Genomic DNA, 21,853 nt, shown 5'->3' with positions numbered 1-21,853 from the left:
TATTTTACTTTCTATGGGTTTTGAAGCGCATAGCCACACTAAAGCCGAGCGCTTTAGCCATTTTATGCACTTTTAAAAAAGCACCGCTGACCCTTCACATAGGTCGCCTGAATACTAAAATCGCTGTTTAAAATAGCAAAATTCGCATGTTTACCTTCCGCTAAAGAACCAACTTGGCTGGCAATATTAAGAAATTGCGCGGGCACAATGCTGGCCATATTTATCGCCTCACGTAGCTCAACACTGCCTAATTGATGCATATTTTTAACTGCTTGCTCAAGCGTTAAAGTGCTGCCAGCTAACGAGCCGGAGGCAGTTCTCGCCACACCTTGTTGCACAACAACATCCATTTTACCCAATTTATACTCACCATCATTTAGTCCACCGGCATTGATACAATCACTGATCAAAGCGATTTTTTGTGGACCTTTTAGCTTATAGATCAGCTTTAAAATTGTAGGATGAAGATGTACACCATCTGCAATCACTTCAACAAGTGCGTCATCATTCATCAATACCGCGCCGGCACAACCTGGATCACGATGATGAATGCCACGCATCCCATTAAAAACATGCACCCCACCGCATGCGCCATGCTCAAGTGCGCTTTGAGTTTGTTCATAATTGGCATCACAGTGACCAAGCATTACCCTAATTCCTTGCGCTGTCAGGTATTCAATTAATGCATTTGCGCCTGGCTTTTCTGGCGCCAACGCAACCACTTTTAAGCTGCCCATGGCTGCATTAATCATCGCTTCTAGATGCGACTGCGATAGCTCTAAAAAGTAATCTTGATTGTGCGCGCCTTTATGAACTTCACTGAAAAACAGGCCCTCACTATAGCCACCTAGCAACTGTGCACCGCTAGGTTGCTGCGTGTATGCCTGACCAATTACACTCATAGCATTAAGTGTTTGTTGCCAATCGGTGGTCACAGTCGTTGCTAAAAAGCCTGTTACTCCATGCTCTGCAAGTGAGCATGAAATCGTTTCAATACTACTCATTTTACAATCAATCACATCACAACCTTCGCGACCATGAATGTGCAAATCAATTAAGCCTGGAATAATTGCAGCATTACCATAATCATCAATAGGCACACCGGCTGTAGGGTTTTGCGTAAAGTGACTAATAATGCCATTTTCAACTAACATGAAGTGATTTTTAAGTACTCGTTCTTGACAATAAATTACATCAGCTTTGACGTAAAACACGGATCCAATCATGCCAGCGCTCCCACTTGTTCTTTGGCCAAAATAGCGGCACCGCGAGCGCCACTGGCATCGCCAAATTCAGCAAGCACTATTTTTGGCACCCGAATATCAGCAAATACATACGGTACGATTGCCTCTTCAAGCTTGCTCATTAGTTCATCAACTAAAGACATACCGCCACCAACTACAATCACCTCAGGGTCATAGGCCATAATAATTGCCGCAAAAGTACTGCCAATTAAATCCAAATAACAGGCAAAGCTTTGTTGGCAAAATACGTCGCCTTTTCTCAACCCTTCAACAATTTCAAAAGTAGTTAATACTTCGCCAGAAAAGTGCTGGTAAATTCTCGCCAAGCCAGGGCCTGCAATATAACTTTCAATGCACCCTGTTAAACCACAGCCACATTTTAAAATAGGTAACTGGTACTTCTGCTGTAACACTGCAGAAAGTGCGTAATGACCGTATTCACCTGCAATTCCCTGGGCGCTTTTATACAATTTACCATCAATACACAGCCCACCACCCGCACCAGTACCAAGAATTGCACCGAACACCCTGGTATGTTGTAAACCAACGCTGCTGCGCGCTTCTGAGAGTGCAAAACAGCGGCAATCGTTTTCGATCGCAACCGGGCGATTTATTAACTGAGCTAAATCTTGCGCGGCATTTTTACCGGTCGCGTGAGGCACGTTAGCCGACAGTACTTGTTGGTTCGCATTAACGATGCCAGGCATACCAATACCGACCGCACCGTGACATTGATATTTATGATCGGCACTTAAAATCATACCTACTAACGCATTTAGAAAGTCTTGATAACTATTTTGCGGAGTCGCAATGCGCCATGATTCAAGTTGCTTTAATGATGCGTCAAATACAGCAAGTTCAATTTTACTACCGCCAATATCAATGCCATAAATATACTGCTTAGTCATTAATATCACCTTGTTTTAGCGGGTAAATCGTCACCCCTTGCACCACTCGGTTTACTTCACCAGTTGGGCATGGGTTATCTACTGTAATGCCTAATTGCCACGCTTTATAGAACGACATTATTTGCGCGCAGACCATATAATATAAGCCATTAAATACATCGTCTAATTGCTGCATCACCGTGTCATCTGGCAGCGCCAAGGCATGAACATCAATAGCTTTATTATCGCTACGTAACTCATTCAACAAATCAATATCGTACTGCTTGGTATAGGTATTAGTTGAGCCAAATAAAATAATTAAGGTTTTATCATCAACCAATGATTTTGGGCCGTGACGAAAACCAAGCGGGGATTCAAAATACCCCATAACTTGACCCGCACTTAATTCTAATAATTTTAATGCTGATTCTTGCGCATAGCCTTTTAAGGATCCTGCGCCTAAATACACTAAGCGATGCATAGGCAGTTCAGCCAATGCTTTTAGTTCAGCTAATTTTCCAGCAATATTTTTTTCAACCGCTTCTGCAATAGTTAAAACAGCGTTATCTGCATCACTAAATATTGCCACACTTGCCACCAACATTGAGGTAAAACTACTGGTCATAGCAAAGCTGTGATCAAGTGTTTTCGTAGGCATCAATAACGAGAAATAGTTTTCATCTTGCGCTGCTTGTTTATGCAGTGCTCCATCGGGGTTACAAGTAATAAATAGATGCGCGCAGTGTTTTACATAGTTATTCACTACATCAACAGCGGCAACACTTTCAGGACTATTGCCCGAGCGTGCAAATGACACTAATAAAGTTGACTTATTTGGCTGTAAATACTGCTCTGGGCAGGCAACAAGCTCTGTGCTACTAACACTTCGACAAGCAATATCCAATTGTTGATTCAAGTAACCAACAACCGCCTCTCCAACATAAGCTGAGGTACCGGCACCGGTAAAAATTATTTGCGCATTTGGCTTATCTAATACGCCCGCAAGCCAACTATCTAGCTGCGCTCGTGCAGCTTTTACAATACTGAGCGTTGCTCGCCAACAATCGGGCTGCTGCATAATTTCTTTTGCAGTCCATAAACTATTTTTAGCTTCTAAAAGGGTTTCATCAATTGCTAAATAACTAGACATTACTACCTCACTTACGTCTATTGTTGTTTAAAACACGCATCTGCGTAGCGACTGGTTACTTGCATTATGTGATGAAGTACCAAAGATTTAGGGCTGTTTTGCAGGGTGTTATTTCGCACTGCAAGATACTGCAATGGCATATATTGGCTTAGTAACGGCAGTGGTATCGGTTGTTTTTGTAAATTACTAAATAGCTTATCAACGGCAGCTTGATTGCCTTGTTGTCCCCAGTAATAACGGATTCGGTCACTAAAACTAAAGCGACGATAAAGTTGCTGCACTGATTTATCAACTTGATAAAAACGCTGCCAATTTTTCGGAAACTGCTGCATATCAGCATCAATAACAGTGCGTATATGTGAACATTGCTCAGTGTCTATTAGCGCATCTTCAATATGGCTTAATGCAAATAATGCCTCACGCAAAGCAAAGGTAAGCTCTGGGCCCACTTTTAAAATCGCAAAATGATCATTTACTAATTGTTGATACGCGATGGGCGTTTGATAATCAGTTGAATGTGCTTCAAAGGCAATGCCATCAACGGCCTTTATATATTGCTTTAGCTGTTGCGCTTTAGCGCTATCATAATCAAATACTTGCGTGTTATCGAATTCCACACCTGGCTGTACAACCAAGCCAACTACTCGCTGCCATGCCGATGATAACCCCTGCTGTAAAAATGCATCGTGATGCAATGCCAATGTACTAGCAACATGGTCAGTTTCTGTGACTGCAAGCGTATCTATTTGCTCATCGGCACCACCGGGCGGCGGCACCTCAGTACCAATAACATAAACTAAGTCACTGCGGCCAAAGGTATCTAATGCTGTTTGTTCAGCCACTGCACACAACTGCGCCGCACGTGTTGCAACTGTTTCATCTGCTAAAATTAATTCATCATCGGCGCAGCGCATACTGGTGTCTAAGTGAATTTTTTTGAATCCTGCACCAACATAACTGGCGATCAACTGCTCAGCTTTTTGCATCGCCGATTCAGCGCTTTCATCACACCAACACACAGGGCCTAAATGGTCACCGCCAAGGATCAGCTTATCAATTGCAAACTCTTGCTTTGTCGCCAGCTGCTCAATAAATGCCATAAAATCAGCAGGTAACATACCCGTATAACCACCAAACTGATTGACCTGATTAGCGGTTGCTTCGATTAATAAATAACTATTATCTTGTTTGGCTTGCAATATGGCAGCTTCTAGCACCAATGGATGAGCCGAACAAACGGCATAAATACCCTGTTTTTCGCCGCGTTTATTCGCTGCGATTAATTGCTGTAATATCGTCATTGCAAGCCTCTTCGTTAGATAATCTTTGTTTAGTTATGAAAGTTAAAGATCGAGAATATGTAACCGCACACCTGCATCTTCGAGCGCGGTTTTTATCTCTGCTGGAATTCCACTGTCTGTAACCAGTACGTTTATTTCACTGGCGGCAATAATTTTATGCACGCCTTTACGATTAAATTTACTAGAATCTGTTACTACTATGATCTCTCGCGATACTTCACACATCACCCGATTTAGCAGAGCTTCAAGCTCAAAGTGCGTTGTAATACCAATATCTTTTTCAAAGCCATCAACACCCAAAATTAACTTATCAAAGTGATATTGTTGTAAGTGCTGTTCAGCTTGGCGGCCATAAAATGACAGTGATTTTTTACGTAGCGTGCCACCAGTCATTAACACTTCAACCGATGGCGCATTAAGTAGTGAGTGCGCCACATTTAAGCCATTGGTCATGACAACTACGCCGTGGTGGCTGGTTAGATTTTTAGCGACTTCTTCAGTTGTTGTCCCTGAGTCTAAAATAATCGATTCACCATCCTTAATTAGACTCGCTGCAAATTTACCTAAGCGCTCTTTAATACCGCGATTTGCATCGTGTTTTTCTTTTAATGATAATTCTTGAGTTAAGCGATTACTGGCAACTGCACCACCACGGGACCGTACCAACAATCCTTTTTCATCCAACTCATTTAAGTCGTTACGGATAGTTACCGTTGAAACACCAAACAACTGAGCCAACTCAGGAACCTGCACCCGCTCTTGTTTGTAGACCAATTGCACAATCTCATGACGCCTTTCGATAGTGTTAAGCATGTCCGCTCTCTTTCATTGTTAACTTTCATTCATTGTACGCAGCTTTCGTTTACTTTCAATTCAATTTTTTTACATTTATCTTTAAACATTAAAAAATGCAATTAAGCCACTGTAAGTAAAGACTTTAAAATAAAAAATAAAAACAACACCCTTAAAAATGAAAGCAAACGAAAGATTTTTATCTTGCATTGACATTTTGTTGTGTGTACAAATAAAAGCCTGCGAAAACAAATTTACAAATAATAAACAATAAGGGCAATGTTATGGGCGATCTCAACCGTAGACGATTTTTACAATCAATGGCCGCAATTGCAGCAACCAGCGCGGCTTTGGGTTGTGCTTCTACCACCAATTCCAAATCAATATTAAGAACCGCACAACAAGGACGTTCAACCCTTGGCTTAACTGTGCCAAAAATGGACGTAGTAAGGGTTGGTTTTATTGGCGTGGGTGAACGTGGTGTTGGTGCTGTTAAGCATTTTTGTCATCTCGATGGCGTTGAAATTAAAGCAATTTGTGATACCCATCAGGCCGTTGTAGACAGGGCCGTGAAGATTGTTGTTGATAAAGGTTTTAAAAAACCAGACACCTATGGCAAAAACGATCACGATTACCGCCGTATGCTAGAGAGACAAGATATTGATATTGTTATTATTTCAACACCATGGCAGTGGCATACGCCGATGGCTGTCGATACCATGGAAAGCGGCAAGCATGCTTTTGTTGAAGTACCAGCAGCAGTGACTGTAGAAGAGGCATGGCAACTAGTAAACACCTCTGAGCGAACTCAGAAAAACTGCATGATGTTGGAAAATGTTTGCTACGGACGCGACGAATTAATGGTTCTTAATATGGTTCGCCAAGGCGTTTTTGGTGAATTGTTGCATGGTGAAGCAGCATATATCCATGAGCTACGCTGGCAAATGAAAGAAATTGACCATAAAACAGGTTCTTGGCGTACACCATGGCATGCAGCAGTTAATGGTAATTTATACCCAACTCATGGCTTAGGCCCTGTTTCACAATACATGAATATCAATCGTGGCGATCGTTTTGACTATATAAGCTCGATGAGCTCGCCATCATTAGGCCGTGCAGCCTACGCTAAAAAAGAATTCCCCGCAGATCATAGCCGCAACAAACTTAACTATATTGCGGGTGATATGAATACCAGCATTATTAAAACGGTTAAAGGTCGCAGCATTATGGTGCAACACGATACCACCACCCCACGTCCTTATTCTCGTCATAACTTAATTCAAGGCACTAACGGTGTGTTTGCTGGCTTTCCAAATAGGATCGCACTTGAGCAAGGTGGCAGTAAAAGCTATCACGAGTGGGATTACGACATGGCTGATTGGTATAACAAATACGATCATCCGCTCTGGCAAAAAATGGGCGCTGAGGCTGAACGCAACGGCGGCCATGGTGGCATGGACTTCTTGATGTTTTGGCGGATTATTTTTTGCCTACGCAATGGCGAACCACTTGATCAAGATGTGTATGACGCAGCCGCATGGTCAGCTGTTTTCCCGCTATCTGTTGATTCTGTAGCCGATAGAAGTAACAGCAAAGACTTCCCAGATTTCACCCGTGGTCTTTGGCAGCAAGCAAAACCACTTGGCATTATTTCGTAATTAACCTCACGCGTGTTGGAGAAAAATACACTCAACACGCGTGGCAATAACTCAATAAAAAAACAACCATCAACAAGTAAAATACAGGTAACTATTATGAAAGCACAACTAAAACTGTCCACACTGTTTTTGTCTATGAGCGCCATCTTCAGTGGCACCTCGCTGGCAGCTGATGAAGACAAAAAAAAAGAAAAAGAAGCCGAAGCAGAGCAAGTCGAAGTAATTGAAGTTAGAGGTGTTCGCTCGAGTATTAAAGAATCCCTGTATTTAAAACAACAAGCTGTGGGGGTTATGGATGCTATCGTTGCTGAAGATATCGGTAAGTTTCCCGACCAAAACATTGCCGAGGCATTGCAACGGATGACGGGGATTGCAATTACCCGTAACGGCGGCGAGGGCCAAAATGTTACCGTGCGAGGTTTAGGTGGTGACTACAACGTTACCACCGTTAATGGCCGACGCATGGCATCAGAGCATTCTAGCCGTAACTTTAATTTTGATTTAATCGCCCCCGAAATAGTCCAATCCCTCGAAGTATACAAATCCCCACAAAGTAAAACACAAGAAGGCGGCATTGGCTCAGTTATCAATATCAAAACCCGCAAACCTTTGGATTTAGATGGTTTCACTTTATCAGGCAGTGCCAAAGGCATTTATGAAGAACGTACTGGCGACACCAATCCACAAGCTTCGTTTTTAATTAGTGATACCTTTTTTGATAATACCTTTGGAGCGCTGTTTACAGCGGTATATTCTGAACGTACACAGCGTGAAGACTCTTATGAAGGTGAAGGTTTTTATGATCCAGACGAGAATGTTGATGTACGTATCCCAATCGATAGTAACGGCAACGGCAAGCTTGAAGATAATGAGCAATCATACCCATCGATTATTCCAGGCTATGTACGTTATTCAAATTGGCAGGATACGCGTGAGCGACTGGGTGCAAGCTTAGCGCTGCAATGGCGCCCGTCAGATAGTATAGATGTTAACTTTGACAGCATGTACTCACAATACGAAACCAATGGTGAGCAATATCAAATTTCATTTGTAACCTATGATGAATCTTGGACACCGGGGATCCCCGCTATCGGTGAAGTAAAGTTCAATGAAGATGGTAACGCTAATTATGTAGAACTAGTTGATGGCGCAATGGCTGAGCTGTTAAATGTGTCTGTGCCACGTAATACAGATACTTGGCAATGGGGTTTTAATACGGTTTGGTATGCCACAGAGAGCTTAACGGTTGATTTAGATATTTCACAGTCACAAGCTAAAAATGTCAGCAATGGTAACAATCGTTTTATTGTTGCACGTGGTTTTGTTGATGGTATCACTATCGACCAAACCGGTAGTAATATGCTGCCAGATGTGACCATGACCCCAGCACTGAGTGCAGAACAACCTTTTGGTGCGCATTACAGCTACAATTCAGGCACCGATGTGAAAGACCAAATAGAAGAGGTGCGCTTAGCAGCAACCTATATTCCCTCTTTTGAACTAGTGAAAGATATTCAATTTGGCGTTCATTACGGCAAACAAACCAAAGAACGCAGTGTTTATAAATCAAAAAATGCATCAATGTTCAGTAATGGTGGCGCTTATTTTAAAAACTCAGAATACGACAGTTTTGACGACTCAAGTGTTGAAGAGCTAGGCGGCTTAAACTTATTTCGTTTACCAGCAGATGTACTCGTGCCAGCTAACTTTGATAACTTCTTAGATGGTGAGCCTGGTAAACATCCTGATCCATGGGCAAGCTTTAATTACGACAAACTGTATGCTTTTTATGAATCAATTAATCCACAAGCGGCGCAAGATAAAATTGTCGCAAAGAACAGCCCAAAGGATTCATTCGCCCTTACTGAGCAGACCTTAGCGGCTTTTGTTGAAGCAAATCTACAAGGCGATATTGCTAAACTGCCTTTTGCACTAAACATGGGCGTCCGTGTAATACAAACCGATGTCACATCAGATGGTTACATCTTTGATGTTGATAATGTTCGTTACAATATAACCGAAAAAGATGGCGCATTAAGCTATCGCGTTGAGGGTGAAATTGAAGATTATTACACCCGCTCTACCACTGAAGAAAGCTACACCGACGTACTACCGAGCTTAAACTTTAAATTGCATCTACGTGATGACTTACTCTATCGTTTTAGTGCGGCTAAAGTAATCACACGGCCAAACTTAGATTATCTATCGCCTTATAGCTACTTAGATTTTAATAATGCCGAATACCATGCCTCAAACCCGGGTATTAAGCCACTAAGAGCCAATCAAATAGATACGACGATTGAATGGTATTTCTCTGACTATGGTGCACTAACCTTTGCAGCCTACTATAAAGACATCGAATCAGTGATTGCCCGCGGCCGAGTAGGCACTGCGCAAGTGGGTAATTATTTTAAAGATGGAGTGGCTGTAGAAGGCCCAGTTTTTACAAAAATCTCACCTACATCGGAAAAAGGCGCAACAATTTTAGGCTTTGAAACAGCTTATCAGCAGTCTTTTGACGAAATACTTCCAGCACCATTCGATGGCCTGGGTGTACAAATAAACTATACTTTCACAGACAGCAGCTATGACGACGAAGAGCTAAATGATCTGCCATTTGTGGGGATGTCTGAGCACTCGTATAACGCGGTTATTTATTATGAAAAAGGTGATTATCAAACTCGTATTGCTTATAACTGGCGCGACGACTACTTAGTCTATCCTGATGCATGGGGCGGACCAGAGTGGGCGGCAGACTACGGCCAATACGATTTCAGTGCCAGTTACAATATCACTGAGAAAGTGCGAGTTGATTTAAGCGTAACCAACTTAACCAATGAAAGACAGTGGTCATACGTAAAAACAGAAGAACAAATTCGTCGCTTAGCGCGCTATGGTCGCTCGATTAGCCTTGGCTTTTCAGCATCATTTTAAGCTTATACCCAAACCACCTCAAGATGCAAAATTCACATCTTGAGGAGGCTTGGGTATACCCTCTTATATTAGCGCCGTTTGTCGGCGCTTTTTATGGAGCTCACTATGAGAGTTTTACTATTTATTGGTTCATTATTATGGACTTCATTTTCGCCATTTGCAGTGGCAAACCAAACCACGGATTACTTTATTCCCAGTTATGGCAATAGTGCTACTAGCCATAGTATCGCAGCAAATAAAAAACTGATTAGTGATGTGGGGATCACGCACTGGCAAGACTCTGCAATACCAGTTAATCACTACTTTTACCTGCCAACAAAAGCGGCTTTTAATTTAAAGTTGCGCGTAAAAGTTGCAGGCGATCGCAGCCAGCTTAAAGTCGACTTTAATCAACAGAGTCAGTTAATTACGCTCACTAATCAGCAATTTCAAGATATCGATCTTGGCGAGTTTCTGCCAGATCAAATCGGATACCAACAGTTGCAACTTACCGGTATCGCTAAAACAGCTGACACCTTTGCTGATATTCAAGGTCTTATTGTCACGCTAGATAAAGAGTCGGCGGCGCCTTTATATGTAAAAGATGATATTTATTGGGGTCGTCGCGGGCCTTCCGTGCATTTAAACTATCCCATACCTGACAAGACTAAAAACTATCAATGGTTCTATTCAGAGCTGAGCGTACCACAAGGGTATGATCATCAAGGCTCGTATTTTATGGCCAATGGTTTTGCTGAGGGTTACTTTGGTATGCAAGTAAACTCTGACACTGAACGCCGTGTATTATTTTCAGTATGGAGTCCTTTTCAGACCGATGATCCAGCTGCTATTCCTGTGGAAATGCGTATTCAGCAATTAGCTAAAGGGCATGATGTGTATACCGGTAAGTTTGGTAATGAAGGTTCTGGCGGGCAAAGCTATTTAGTATTCCCTTGGCAAGCAGAACAAACCTACCGCTTTTTATTGAAAGTAAATCCGACTGAAAACCTTGCTAATCATACCGACTACAGCGCATATTTTTATGACCCTATCGCCGCAAAGTGGCTGTTCATTGCTTCATTTAGACGCCCTAGTACAGATACATATGTGGCAAGGCCACACAGCTTCTTAGAAAACTTCATCCCTGATGCAGGGCAATTCGAGCGCAAAGCGCTATACAGTAATCAGTGGCTCAGAGATACTCAAGGCCAATGGCACTCGCTTGATAAAGCACAATTTACTTATGATGCAACGGCTGCCAAGCAATCGAGAATGGATTATCAAGGAGGCACTGAAAACGCAGGTTTTTACTTACGCAACACTGGCTTTTTTACAGGCCCAACTAAATTACACAGTGAATTTGAACGCCCAGTTGGTCAAGCGCCTGAGGTAGACTTAAGCGCTTTGCCAGATAACTAAGCCATTTTATAACAGCGCTCTGGCCGACCTATGCTGCCATAGCTTTGGTCGGCACTGACTTGCTCTGCCTCTAGTAAATATTCTAAGTAACGGCGTGCAGTTGAGCGACTTACTCCTACAAGATCGCCCATTTGCTGTGCTGTAAAAGGCGTTTTTTTGTGCTCTTTAAATGCATCAATAATCTTTTTTAAAGTAAGCTGATCAACCCCTTTCGGCAGTCTAACCGGTGCTTTACTTTGTTCGCTTGAGCCAAATAAAGTGTCGACCATAGATTGGGTCACCTCGTTAGCATCAGACAAACACTGCTGGCGTGACTCAAATCGCGCTAACGCCTGATCAAGTCGATTAAGCATCAAAGGTTTAACCAAAAAATCACACGCCCCTAACTGCATTGCCTTTTCAAGAGTTTCGACTTCTTTGGCGGCAGTCAGTAGCATCACTTCGCTTTTAATTGAGCGCCGACGCAAGTCTGTTAATAACTCAAGGCCATTGCCATCTGGTAGATGGATATCAAGTAAGATCAAATCGGGCTCTATCGCCTGTAATAGCGCGGTAGCTGTACTTAAGTTTGCTGCAATACCAACTACTTGATACTGACCTTGACGCAAGCTTTGTCGGGCAGTTTGATTCCCCGCAACCCCATTCGGTAAAAGCAGGTATTGAGCAAGAAGTTGTGCAACTTCGAGCTCATCTTCGATGATAACTACTGAATATGTCATTTTTTATTACTCATTTTAGCGTTGCAATGTTAGCCCATTTACTTTTATTATTGTTTGCTTGGCCACTGCTTATTAGCCTAAATTACCTTATGGTTATTTAGGAATATAGACGCTTAATCGCGCGCCTTTTAAATCTGACTCACCAATTTCTAAACTACCACCACACGAATCTAAATTAGTTTTCACTAAATATAAACCAATGCCATGCTCTGCCCCTGCTTTTGAACTGTATTGTGGGGTAAATATCACTTCATGGTCGTTACCCAAGCCAAAACCACTGTCTTCGACATCAAACAATAATGTCTTACTCGTTTCATCAACCGTGACTCGTACATGAGGTTCTCGATCTTTACTGGCTCTGATCGCCGCATCAATGGCGTTATCAATTAAGTTGCCCAAGATTGATACTACTCGTTCTAACATTTCAGTACGTGCGATGGCACCAAGTAAACTTTCTGGGTTTAATTCCAATACTACGTTTAACTCGCGGGCTTTATGGTATTTACCCACCAGCAAACCGGCTAACACAGGATCTTGAATACGTTCTAATAAATGGTGGATCTGTGCTTGTGAACCTTGGCTTTCTTGGCCGATCAATTCGATTGCTTGCTCATTTTTACCCATTTGAATAAGCGCCCCAATTAGATTTAGCTTATTCGAATAGTCATGGGTTTGCACCCTTAACAACTCGGCAAATGCTTGTACTTTAGTAAGTTGCTGGCTCAAGTATTCAAGCTCATCAGCTGGGCGCAGAGTGAGTAAAATACCATCCGCCTGCCCTTGCACTTGCAATGAAAAACGCGACAACACCAAACGTTTATCCGCAGCAAACAACTCAAAGCCAACCATTTTACGACGCTGATTTCGTAATAAAAACTCAGCATGCTCTGGCAGTAAATCTTTCAGAGTTAATGACTGATTAATACAGGCAACTGGTTTATCTAAAATTTCGCAAGCACGCTGGGTCAGTTTGCGTACTCGTCCGTCGGGATCAAGTGCAATAACACCGCTACGCATGGTATTTAAAATAGCGTCCTGCTCTGAAAACAACCTCGCTATTTCATCTGGTTGCAAACCAAAGATGGCATTTCTTACTCGCTGACCAATAAAGATAGCGGCAATAATACTCAAAGCAACTAACAACAAACCCCAAATCATAATTTCAACAATCCGCTCACGGATCAACGGCTCAACCGATTGCACTAAAAAACCGACCGAGACCAAACCAATAATATTTTGTTGCTCATCGTATACCGGCACTTTACCGCGAATGGATTCACCTAAGCTGCCCTGCGCCACTGAAATATAACGCTCGCCGTGTAACGCGTCTTGGCTATCACCGCCAACCATTTTTTTACCGAGTTTATTGCTATCTGGATGGACGATTCGATGCGCATTTTTATCACCAATAACAATAAAATCTGCGCCAGTTAGCTGGCGCAGATTTTCTATTTCTTGGTTGATTGCCACCAAGTTACTAGGGTTCTTTAAAGCTTTAACGACATCATCGCTTGATGCAATACTCGTCGCCACAGCGAGTGCTTTGTCACCAATGTGATCATGCAAACTTTGTGCGGTAATTCGATACACCAAACCGCCAAATAACACCGCTTGTAATACACACAGCCCTGTAACCCAAATTATTAACCGCGTTTCTAAACGCTTAGGCTTTTTAACTATGTTTTGCAGCGGATTTTGCGTCTTGGTGTAGCTCATTTTTTACCTCAATTATGCATGCTCTTGCTTCACTTTAAGCGCCGCTTTATCTGCCCGGCGTTGGGTTATAAAGTCTTTTAATGGAAATAACAACACTAATATTGAGATAATAAAAATGCTCAATGTTAGTGGGCGTTCCCATAAGAAGCTTAATGAACCATCCGAGATCATCATTGAACGACGGAAGTTACGCTCAATCATGTCGCCTAAAATAAAGCCTAATAGTAATGGTGCCATTGGGAAAGCCAGTAATCGTAATACCAACGCCACCACAGCAAAGCCAACCATCATAAATAAATCAAAGGTATTAAAGGAAACTAAATACACGCCAATTAAGCTGAAGAACAAAATCATTATCGTTAATACTGATTTTGGCATCGCTAATACTTTTGCAAAATATGGTATCAAAGGAAGATTCAAAATCAGCAATACGATGTTACCAAAGTACATGCTAACGATAACCGCCCAAAATACACTTGGGTTTTCTTGCATCAGCATTGGACCTGGCTGAATACCGTAAGCAATTAAGGCACCTAACATAATGGCAGTCGTACCCGAGCCTGGAATACCTAATGTAAGTAATGGTACAAATGAACCGGTACACGCTGCATTATTTGCAGACTCTGGCGCTGCCAAGCCTCGTAATGAACCCTTACCAAACTTTTCTTTTAAGCCTTTAGGCGCTAAGTTACGTTCCGTCGCATACGCCATAAAGCTAGCGATAGTGGCACCTGCACCCGGCAATACGCCAACAATAAAACCAAGTATAGACGAGCGGCCAATAACTGGCGCAATGTCTTTGATCTCTTCTTTGGTCAATTTAGTTGAACCGATTTGCGGTGTGTCTGAATCATTAATACTTTTAGTTTCTTTTTTCTCTGGACGCACTACATTAATAAGCGCCTCAGCCAGTGCAAAAGTAGCCATTGCCACTAATAAAAAGCTAATGCCATCAAGTAAGTCGGCTTGGCCTAACGTAAAACGCTCAGTACCAGATGATGGATCAATCCCCACAGTCGCGAGCATTAAGCCAAATACTGTCATCATCATGGCTTTTAAAAATTGCCCTTTATTAGAAAACGCCGCGATCGCTGTTAAACCTAAAAACATCAGTACAACGTAATCTGGAGATTGAAAACTCAGCGATACTTTTGCCAACAAGGGGGCTGCAACCATCAATAAAATTGCGCCTATGGTTCCGCCGATAAAGGAGGAGTAAGCGGCTATCGCCAATGCTTTGCCAGCATGACCTTGTTTAGCCAGCGGATAGCCATCAAAGGAGGACGCAACTGTACCCGCCACCCCTGGGGCATTAATTAAAATAGATGATGTTGAACCGCCAAAAATTGCACCGTAATACACCCCCGCCATCAGAATCATCCCTGAATCGGCACCGATGCTATAAGTAATTGGGATCATTAACGCAATAGCAGTAATTGGCCCAAGCCCCGGAAGCATGCCGATAAAGGTACCAACAAAACAACCCACTATGACATACAATAAATTGTTCCAGTCGAGTACGGTCGACAAGCCCAGCATAATTCCATCAAACATAACTTAACTCCACAGGTTGCCAGGAACCAAATAAATACCGAGCACTTGGGTCATTAAAAACCAAAACACTACAGCAACAGGGATAGAGGCCAATAAGAGAATAGCCTTGCGGCGCTCACCCATAACAAAAAAGCCAACTAATAAAAACGCACTGGTTGAGATTAAAAAGCCAATAGGCTCAAGCGCTGCGCTATATATCACCATCAATATAAGCAACCCGATTGTTCGCAATACATGTGACTTTTCGAGCGCATTATCTTCATCAACGGCTGCAGTTGGTTTAAGTAAAGTAGCCCCGATAGAAAGCAGACAAACGATAATACCAAATGCCGCATATACTTTAGGTAAGGTGGCAGAAGTAACCGTTTCATACTCTTCAAATGGGAGTAACGGAATTTGCCATGCAACAATGGCGTAGAGGGTAAATAGCGCCAAGAATAAACTTGGCCCTAGTAGTTCGCGATTCAACATAAAAGCCTCGATTAACGTGACGTACGAATAAAGCCGAGTTCTTCCATAACAACTTTAAGCTGTGCTTCTTGCTGTTCAAGTGACTTTATAAATTGATCTTTTTCTTGGAATAGGTTTAACCAACCGTTACGTGCACGGACTACTTCCCACTCTGGAGTGGTTTGTAATTTACGTAATTTCTCGGTGTATTCTGCAAGTTTATCAGCCGGTAAATTAGGTGCCGCAAAGAAACCACGCCAATTAACAAACTCCATATCATAACCAAGTGATTTTAAGGTTGGAATTTTTGGATAATCTGGTAGTGCCTCACCAGAGGTCACAGCTAGAATGCGGGCTTGACCGCCATTAGCGACTTCTAACGCTTCGCTAAGTCCGGTAGAAAGTAAGTTAACCTCGCCAGATAACAACCCTGCTTTGGCTTTACCACCCGCGTCATAAGGGATATAACGCAAACGACGTCCGTCAAGGCCTGCCGCTTTAACTGCTTGCGCTGCAACTAAGTGATCCATGCTGCCACGTGCAGAGCCACCAGCTACTTTTACAGAGCCTGAATCTTCTTTCATTGCTGCGATCACATCCTGCCAGGTTTTAAATGGCGAATCGTTACGTACTACAAACGCACCGTAGTCGGCAATCATACTGGCAACGGGAGTTAAATCACGGTAGCTGTAAGGAATTTTACCGGTTAGTGCCCGCAACACGATAGGTGTTGAGTTAACCATTAAGATATCGCCTTTTTTAGTACCAGACTCAATCAGATAAGCGATTGCACGGCCACCGCCGCCGCCCGACATATTTTGAAAAGACGCATTATCTTCAATACCCGCTTTCACTAAACCTTCACCCACACCGCGTGCTGTGGTATCCCAGCCGCCACCAGGGCCGCCCGGTACTAAAAAGTGAATGTCAGCCATAGCAAACGGACTGCTTAGTACTAACGATGCCGCAAGTACCGTAGTTTTAAATGATTTAAATGATTTTTTAAGTAAGTTCATCTCAATTTACTCCTAAAATAAATACTGCATGCGCGCACTAAAGCCCATACCTGAGTCTTCATCACCCACTAACGCAGTTGCGCCTGGGCCCTCTACATCGCTGTAGATCAAGTTGCCCATAAATTTGATATCGCTGCTGATATAATAGGATGTGCCTAGGGTATAAGTAGTTACTTCAGTACCTTGCGTGCTACTTGTTGCATCCATTTGTGATACTCGGGCGACAAGCTCCCACGCATCTTTAATGCCTTTAGGTTGTACAAATAATGCTGAACCAGCTTTGTACCTGCGTTGCTCACCACCTAAGAAGTAGCTCGCTGATACATGAAAACCATCATAACGCTCGCCATCAAGCGGGTCGGCGCCATTAACAGCATCGAGTGTGCGGCTTGCGTATTCAGCCTCTAGCGTTAATGCATCAGCTTGATACGCAAACTCAAGACCACTTTGCGACAAACTATCCAATGCCACGGCATTACCACCCACCGCATAATCAACAAGACGTACATTGGCTTCACGTATTTCGCCACGGGCAAAGCGCGCACCTAACTCGTTACCACCCATATCACGGTATGAATGCCACGCACCTAAATGAATCACATCGCCTGGGGCTGCGCTTGACCAAGTAACACGTCCCGTTGCAGCGAGTGTTAGTTGATCATCTTCGTCATGACCCGTCGCACCAAAGGCATCATTTTTATAAACACCAACGGCATAACGAAAACCACTGTCTTTAAAGTATTGAGACGCTGACGCTCCCCAACGGAAGAACGGCGAAAAAGTATTGGCTAGCGTACTGCGCTCTATAGTATTGGTATGCTTAGAGCTCGTTAAGCCATTTAAGGTGATGTCTTCACGAATTTTACCCGCTTTAATTTTTAGACCATTATCGAAATTATAACGAACTCGCGCCATCACGATTTCTGCTGTACCTTCGGCAAACTCAAGCAGTAACTTGTGATCCCAGTTATCATGCTCACTTTCAACATAAGTACGGATACGACGCGCAAAAAAATCACCGCCCGCATCACCGTCATTATTCGCGTTATATGCACCATCAAAATAGTTGTAATCAAGTTGCACTCGACCACCAAATTCCAAATTAAAGCCGCTAGACTTCTTCAGCGCAGCAACCTCTTTTTGTAGTTCGTCTAGTTGCTGCTGTAATTTTTCAGTGTCATTGGCAGCGAATGCTGAGGTACTTGCTAGCGCTGCTGCAATGGCTAAAGCCAATTGTGTGTTACTTGCTTTCATTGGTTGTTCTCTCCACACCTGTTGATGATTTTGTTGTCGTTAGATGAGCGACTACACACTGCTATCTGTCTTCGAGCATAGTGTTAACGTCAGATTAACGAAATGTTTAGAATTTAAGCTGCATTGATCTGCTTAAAATGCATTTAGCGCATAAAAATCACGCACAATATGCACAAAACTACAGCTTAATAACTCGTTGATAGTAATTGATTATTTATTGAAGTTTAGCTAAAAGAGGCATCTTAAGGGATGATAAATAATTCACCCCCTTGATAATACTTATACTTTAAAGTTGCTTACTAGGTTGTCTAACTGTTGACACTGCTGTGCCAATGCTTGGCATGCACGCTCAGCCTGATCCACTTTGTCTAGCATATTGCCACTTGATGTAGCGATACGTTGCACATTGATATTCACATCTTCACTCACTTGGCTTTGCTGCGTGGCAGCGGTGGCAATTTGCATGTTCATATCGTTAATAATGGTAACTGCGTCATTAATACGCTGCACCGATTGCGCGGCACCGCGAGAGTGCTCAATCGTTTGTTGACCGCTTTTGGTACTGGCTTGCATTGCACCAACCGCTTGATTGGTGCCTTGTTGGAGCTTTTCAATCATGGCGTTGATCTCTCCGGTACTATCTTGCGTGCGACTCGCTAATGAACGCACCTCGTCAGCAACGACCGCAAAGCCTCGCCCCTGCTCACCCGCGCGCGCGGCTTCAATGGCCGCATTTAGCGCTAACAAGTTTGTTTGATCAGCAATACCACGGATAACATCAAGCACAGTGGCGATATTCATTACATCTTGCTCTAAGGTGTTTATTACGTCGCTCGATGCCGAAATGTCGGTCACCAGTTGATTAATTAACGAAATGGTTTCTTCAATTGTGGCTTTTGCTACATTGGCATCATTATTAGCAGTACTTGTGGCACTGGCCGCATCATTAGCGTTTTGGCTTACGTTATCACTGGTCGTGCTCATTTCATTTACCGCAGCTGCCACTTGCTCACTTTCTATTTGCTGATTACTGGCTTCACTTAATACACTTGCAGTAATAATGCGCAAACTTTCAGTTTCATTGCGCACCTGTTCAGCCGAGCCGACAACCGCCAATACTGTGTTATGAATTTTACTGATAAAGGTATTAAACGAACGCGCAAGCGCACCCATTTCATCGTTTGACTCACTGTTTAACCGTTGCGTGAGATCGCCTTGGCCACTAGCTATGTTTTCTAATGCTAACTGCATTTTCTTTAACGGCGCCAAAATAACGGTAGACAGCAGCCAAGTTGCAGCTATTGATAAAACAAAGCTCAATACAATACCAAACTGCAAAGCAAAGCTAGCAGACTCTTGATTAGCGGTTACTTCAATTAAAGAATTTGTAAGTTTGGCATCTATTTCATCACGCATGCTAGTAACATTTTTGCGAATACGCGCTAACACTGCTTCCATATCTTGTTTATGCTCAGCTAAGTAACTAGCCGCAAGCTGGTGATCACTAAAAAGTGCTTGGTAGTAACGAGACCAAATAGCGACATCGGCTTTGATATTCGTAACCCGCTGTGCATTGATCGCATCAATGTAGCCAGACTTCACCAGCTTTAATGGGCTAGAAAGGCGCGCGTCGATACGAACTATATTATCTCGGTACTCTGCAAGCTGTACTATATAGTTTTGTTTGTCGCCTTGTCCTAGCACCATGCTCAAACCTGCCGTTTTCACCTGAAAGAGATCACGATAGCCGTCTTCAAGATCGTCCAGCACCGTTCGCACCTCTAAGCTTATAAAACTGTTAAGTCGAGCTTGCTCTTTAAACGTATACAACACGTAACCCGACAACACCGAAAAAATAACTAAGGCGACGACGACAGGAATAGCAAATTTAACTCGAAAGCTAAGGTTATTTATAAATTGGCTCATTTTTATCACTTATCAGTTTGCGGGCAATGGGAGGGTCTGTTTAAAAGAAAAATAGCGCTATGTACCTGAAAAAACAAATAAACTAAATGAACAAAAAGAATTAAAAAACCTAATAGCCACGACCATTCCAAGTATATTTATTAAGCCCTATAAGCCACACTCCCACTTTTAGTTTGAAATTCCCATAAATGGGAATTTTCCAAGTCCGGAAAAACACAAAAAACATAAATTTCAACACCTTATATTTTGGCATACTCCTCGCTTTAGTGCTCACATCAAAAACTATCTAAGCAAAAAATAGATACAAATGAACACTAAGGACAACATCGTGTACACAGCTTGCAAAAAATTAGGAAAGAAATTAATCCTACCAGCCATAACCCTTCTATCGGCTGCTTTCTGCGCCTTTTCAGCACATGCAGATGAGCTCGACCAATGGGTTGTTGAGTTAATGCAAAAAAGAAATATTCCGGGGTTACAACTCGCTGTTGTTCGAGATAATAAAGTAATTAAAGTTGCCAGCTACGGAGTTGCAAATATTGAAGATAATATTGCCGTTGATGCCAATACTCTATTTGCGATTAATTCTGCAACAAAAGCCTTTGTTGGTGTAGCTCTAATGCAGCTTGTTGAGCAAAAGAAATTTGATCTCGATGCGCCTATTGCTACTTACCTACCAGAGCTGCCAACTCAGTGGCACGCTATAACAACAAGAGAGTTAATGAGCCATACCTCAGGCTTACCTGACATAATAAAAGATGAAATTGCTAATTTAATCTCAGATCAAGGACCCGATGATGCGTGGCAACAAGTACAAACTAAGCCATTAGAATTCGAAACCGGCACTCGTTTTAAATATAACCAAACAAACTACGTCATTATTGGTCAGTTAATTAACAAGCTAGCGGGGATCCCATTTCAGCAATTCATAGCGAAAAATCAGTTACAGAAAACTGAAATGAGCAGAACACTTGAAGCGGGCTTTAGCAATCTCAACAATGTTGTAAAGCACTCGGCTAGACGATACGAAAACCAAGGTAATGAACTTATAAATTCCAGAGAAGCCATTTTCTCTGAATTGTTACAAACCGCCGCAGGCATGGCCTCAACAGCAACAGAATTAGCAAATTGGCTAGTGGCATTACAAACAAATCAGTTTATTAGTGCACAAAGTATTCAGCAAATGTGGACCCCGACCCGCCTAAAAAACGGTCATACTCAAGGCTTTAATCAGCGTTTAAATGGCTACAGTCTTGGCTGGCCAGTTATGGGCCGAGAAGAGCATCCTGCATTAGCTGCGGTAGGTGGTAACAGAGCGGGTATCTTTGTTTATCCTAAAGATAATATGTCAATTGTCATCTTAACTAACTTAATTGGCGCACTGCCATCGCAATTTGTAGATGAAATTGCAGGCTTCTATATCCCGCAAATGAAACAAGAGAATGGCTTTGGTTTACCCAAAAATATTAAACGCTTATGGCAAGTTCTTGAAGTACAAGGCTATGGAAATGCAATTACAGCTGCCGCTCAATTAAGTAAAGATGAGCAGATTCAATTTACCGAAAACAATATTAACTTATGGGGTTATTCGCTTATTAACCAAGACAAACTCAATGAAGCGTTAGCGGTTTTTAAGCTTAACACGCACCTTTATCCACATAGTTACAATACCTTTGATAGCTTAGCAGAAGTGTACTGGTATCTCGGTGACCACCAACAAGCAATCGCCAATTATAACCATGTACTTAAACTCCAGCCTGATAATACTCATGCGAAAAAGCAGCTGACTAAATTAGCAAAAATTAATCAGTAAACTCGCTTTTAAATTATCCCACTTTTGATTTATACATCCCA

General features: G+C 42.5%; 16 protein-coding genes. 4 read left to right on the top strand and 12 right to left on the bottom strand.

The window, feature by feature from the left end; translation table 11 throughout:
- Nucleotides 1-62 precede the first annotated feature (62 nt).
- From nagA to agaR, 5 genes are read right to left on the bottom strand one after another with little or no spacing between them, the layout of a single operon-like run.
- Nucleotides 63-1,226 carry an N-acetylglucosamine-6-phosphate deacetylase gene (gene nagA / locus PVK79_RS02140; RefSeq protein ID WP_257325217.1) on the bottom strand — a complete coding sequence of 388 codons (1,164 nt, stop codon included), beginning with the start codon at nt 1,224-1,226 and terminating at the stop codon, nt 63-65.
- A complete protein-coding gene (locus PVK79_RS02135; protein WP_257325216.1) occupies nt 1,223-2,152 on the bottom strand; it encodes an ROK family protein in 930 nt (309 codons plus the stop codon). The genes nagA and PVK79_RS02135 overlap by 4 nt, the downstream gene beginning before the upstream one ends.
- On the bottom strand, nt 2,145-3,281 hold the full coding sequence (locus PVK79_RS02130) for an SIS domain-containing protein (RefSeq protein ID WP_257325215.1): 1,137 nt from the start codon (nt 3,279-3,281) through the stop codon (nt 2,145-2,147). The genes PVK79_RS02135 and PVK79_RS02130 overlap by 8 nt, the downstream gene beginning before the upstream one ends.
- A gap of 17 nt (nt 3,282-3,298) precedes the next feature.
- Entirely contained in the window at nt 3,299-4,582 is a 1,284-nt protein-coding gene (locus PVK79_RS02125) for a D-tagatose-bisphosphate aldolase, class II, non-catalytic subunit (RefSeq protein WP_182767411.1), read from the bottom strand.
- A gap of 42 nt (nt 4,583-4,624) precedes the next feature.
- Nucleotides 4,625-5,395, bottom strand: a complete 771-nt coding sequence (gene agaR, locus PVK79_RS02120) for a transcriptional repressor AgaR (RefSeq protein WP_145240083.1) — start codon at nt 5,393-5,395, stop codon at nt 4,625-4,627.
- A 263-nt stretch (nt 5,396-5,658) separates the two neighbouring features.
- Here agaR and PVK79_RS02115 point away from each other — a divergent pair, with 263 nt between their 5' ends.
- From PVK79_RS02115 to PVK79_RS02105, 3 genes are all read left to right on the top strand, one after another.
- Nucleotides 5,659-7,032 (top strand): Gfo/Idh/MocA family protein, encoded by a 1,374-nt coding sequence (locus PVK79_RS02115; RefSeq protein WP_149982229.1) that lies wholly within the window; start codon nt 5,659-5,661, stop codon nt 7,030-7,032.
- Between the two features lie 96 nt (nt 7,033-7,128).
- A complete protein-coding gene (locus PVK79_RS02110; protein ID WP_145240087.1) occupies nt 7,129-9,966 on the top strand; it encodes a TonB-dependent receptor in 2,838 nt (945 codons plus the stop codon).
- 105 nt (nt 9,967-10,071) lie between these two features.
- Nucleotides 10,072-11,364, top strand: a complete 1,293-nt coding sequence (locus tag PVK79_RS02105; protein ID WP_182735022.1) for a DUF3472 domain-containing protein — start codon at nt 10,072-10,074, stop codon at nt 11,362-11,364.
- On the opposite strand, the gene PVK79_RS02100 is transcribed toward PVK79_RS02105, so the two are convergent.
- From PVK79_RS02100 to PVK79_RS02070, 7 genes are all read right to left on the bottom strand, one after another.
- The gene (locus tag PVK79_RS02100) at nt 11,361-12,083 is read right to left on the bottom strand and encodes a response regulator (protein WP_149982231.1); all 723 of its coding nucleotides are present in this window, start codon (nt 12,081-12,083) and stop codon (nt 11,361-11,363) included. The genes PVK79_RS02105 and PVK79_RS02100 overlap by 4 nt on opposite strands.
- Nucleotides 12,084-12,176: 93 nt before the next feature.
- On the bottom strand, nt 12,177-13,799 hold the full coding sequence (locus PVK79_RS02095) for an ATP-binding protein (protein WP_145240093.1): 1,623 nt from the start codon (nt 13,797-13,799) through the stop codon (nt 12,177-12,179).
- Between the two features lie 12 nt (nt 13,800-13,811).
- Nucleotides 13,812-15,353 carry a tripartite tricarboxylate transporter permease gene (locus tag PVK79_RS02090; RefSeq protein ID WP_145240095.1) on the bottom strand — a complete coding sequence of 514 codons (1,542 nt, stop codon included), beginning with the start codon at nt 15,351-15,353 and terminating at the stop codon, nt 13,812-13,814.
- Nucleotides 15,354-15,356: 3 nt separating this feature from the next.
- The gene (locus PVK79_RS02085; RefSeq protein WP_145240097.1) at nt 15,357-15,824 is read right to left on the bottom strand and encodes a tripartite tricarboxylate transporter TctB family protein; all 468 of its coding nucleotides are present in this window, start codon (nt 15,822-15,824) and stop codon (nt 15,357-15,359) included.
- 11 nt (nt 15,825-15,835) lie between these two features.
- Entirely contained in the window at nt 15,836-16,819 is a 984-nt protein-coding gene (locus PVK79_RS02080; protein WP_425607874.1) for a Bug family tripartite tricarboxylate transporter substrate binding protein, read from the bottom strand.
- A gap of 12 nt (nt 16,820-16,831) precedes the next feature.
- Nucleotides 16,832-18,073 carry an OprO/OprP family phosphate-selective porin gene (locus PVK79_RS02075; RefSeq protein ID WP_257325214.1) on the bottom strand — a complete coding sequence of 414 codons (1,242 nt, stop codon included), beginning with the start codon at nt 18,071-18,073 and terminating at the stop codon, nt 16,832-16,834.
- Nucleotides 18,074-18,352: 279 nt separating this feature from the next.
- Nucleotides 18,353-19,999, bottom strand: coding sequence for a methyl-accepting chemotaxis protein (locus PVK79_RS02070; RefSeq protein ID WP_182717510.1), 1,647 nt, complete (start codon nt 19,997-19,999; stop codon nt 18,353-18,355).
- 451 nt (nt 20,000-20,450) lie between these two features.
- Here PVK79_RS02070 and PVK79_RS02065 point away from each other — a divergent pair, with 451 nt between their 5' ends.
- Complete coding sequence (locus PVK79_RS02065; RefSeq protein ID WP_274804031.1) at nt 20,451-21,812, top strand: serine hydrolase domain-containing protein; 1,362 nt, start codon at nt 20,451-20,453, stop codon at nt 21,810-21,812.
- Nucleotides 21,813-21,853: the final 41 nt, after the last annotated feature.

The organism is Pseudoalteromonas rhizosphaerae, assembly GCF_028885455.1.
Lineage (GTDB): Bacteria > Pseudomonadota > Gammaproteobacteria > Enterobacterales > Alteromonadaceae > Pseudoalteromonas > Pseudoalteromonas rhizosphaerae.
This window is presented reverse-complemented; position numbering and strand designations above follow the sequence as displayed.

Excerpts from the sequence above, each read along its gene's own strand:
- nagA (WP_257325217.1), bottom strand. The coding sequence starts at position 1,226 with ATGATTGGATCCGTGTTTTACGTCAAAGCTGATGTAATTTATTGTCAA.
- PVK79_RS02135 (WP_257325216.1), bottom strand. The coding sequence starts at position 2,152 with ATGACTAAGCAGTATATTTATGGCATTGATATTGGCGGTAGTAAAATT.
- PVK79_RS02130 (WP_257325215.1), bottom strand. The coding sequence starts at position 3,281 with ATGTCTAGTTATTTAGCAATTGATGAAACCCTTTTAGAAGCTAAAAAT.
- PVK79_RS02125 (WP_182767411.1), bottom strand. The coding sequence starts at position 4,582 with ATGACGATATTACAGCAATTAATCGCAGCGAATAAACGCGGCGAAAAA.
- agaR (WP_145240083.1), bottom strand. The coding sequence starts at position 5,395 with ATGCTTAACACTATCGAAAGGCGTCATGAGATTGTGCAATTGGTCTAC.
- PVK79_RS02115 (WP_149982229.1), top strand. The coding sequence starts at position 5,659 with ATGGGCGATCTCAACCGTAGACGATTTTTACAATCAATGGCCGCAATT.
- PVK79_RS02110 (WP_145240087.1), top strand. The coding sequence starts at position 7,129 with ATGAAAGCACAACTAAAACTGTCCACACTGTTTTTGTCTATGAGCGCC.
- PVK79_RS02105 (WP_182735022.1), top strand. The coding sequence starts at position 10,072 with ATGAGAGTTTTACTATTTATTGGTTCATTATTATGGACTTCATTTTCG.
- PVK79_RS02100 (WP_149982231.1), bottom strand. The coding sequence starts at position 12,083 with ATGACATATTCAGTAGTTATCATCGAAGATGAGCTCGAAGTTGCACAA.
- PVK79_RS02095 (WP_145240093.1), bottom strand. The coding sequence starts at position 13,799 with ATGAGCTACACCAAGACGCAAAATCCGCTGCAAAACATAGTTAAAAAG.
- PVK79_RS02090 (WP_145240095.1), bottom strand. The coding sequence starts at position 15,353 with ATGTTTGATGGAATTATGCTGGGCTTGTCGACCGTACTCGACTGGAAC.
- PVK79_RS02085 (WP_145240097.1), bottom strand. The coding sequence starts at position 15,824 with ATGTTGAATCGCGAACTACTAGGGCCAAGTTTATTCTTGGCGCTATTT.
- PVK79_RS02080 (WP_425607874.1), bottom strand. The coding sequence starts at position 16,819 with ATGAACTTACTTAAAAAATCATTTAAATCATTTAAAACTACGGTACTT.
- PVK79_RS02075 (WP_257325214.1), bottom strand. The coding sequence starts at position 18,073 with ATGAAAGCAAGTAACACACAATTGGCTTTAGCCATTGCAGCAGCGCTA.
- PVK79_RS02070 (WP_182717510.1), bottom strand. The coding sequence starts at position 19,999 with ATGAGCCAATTTATAAATAACCTTAGCTTTCGAGTTAAATTTGCTATT.
- PVK79_RS02065 (WP_274804031.1), top strand. The coding sequence starts at position 20,451 with ATGCAAAAAAGAAATATTCCGGGGTTACAACTCGCTGTTGTTCGAGAT.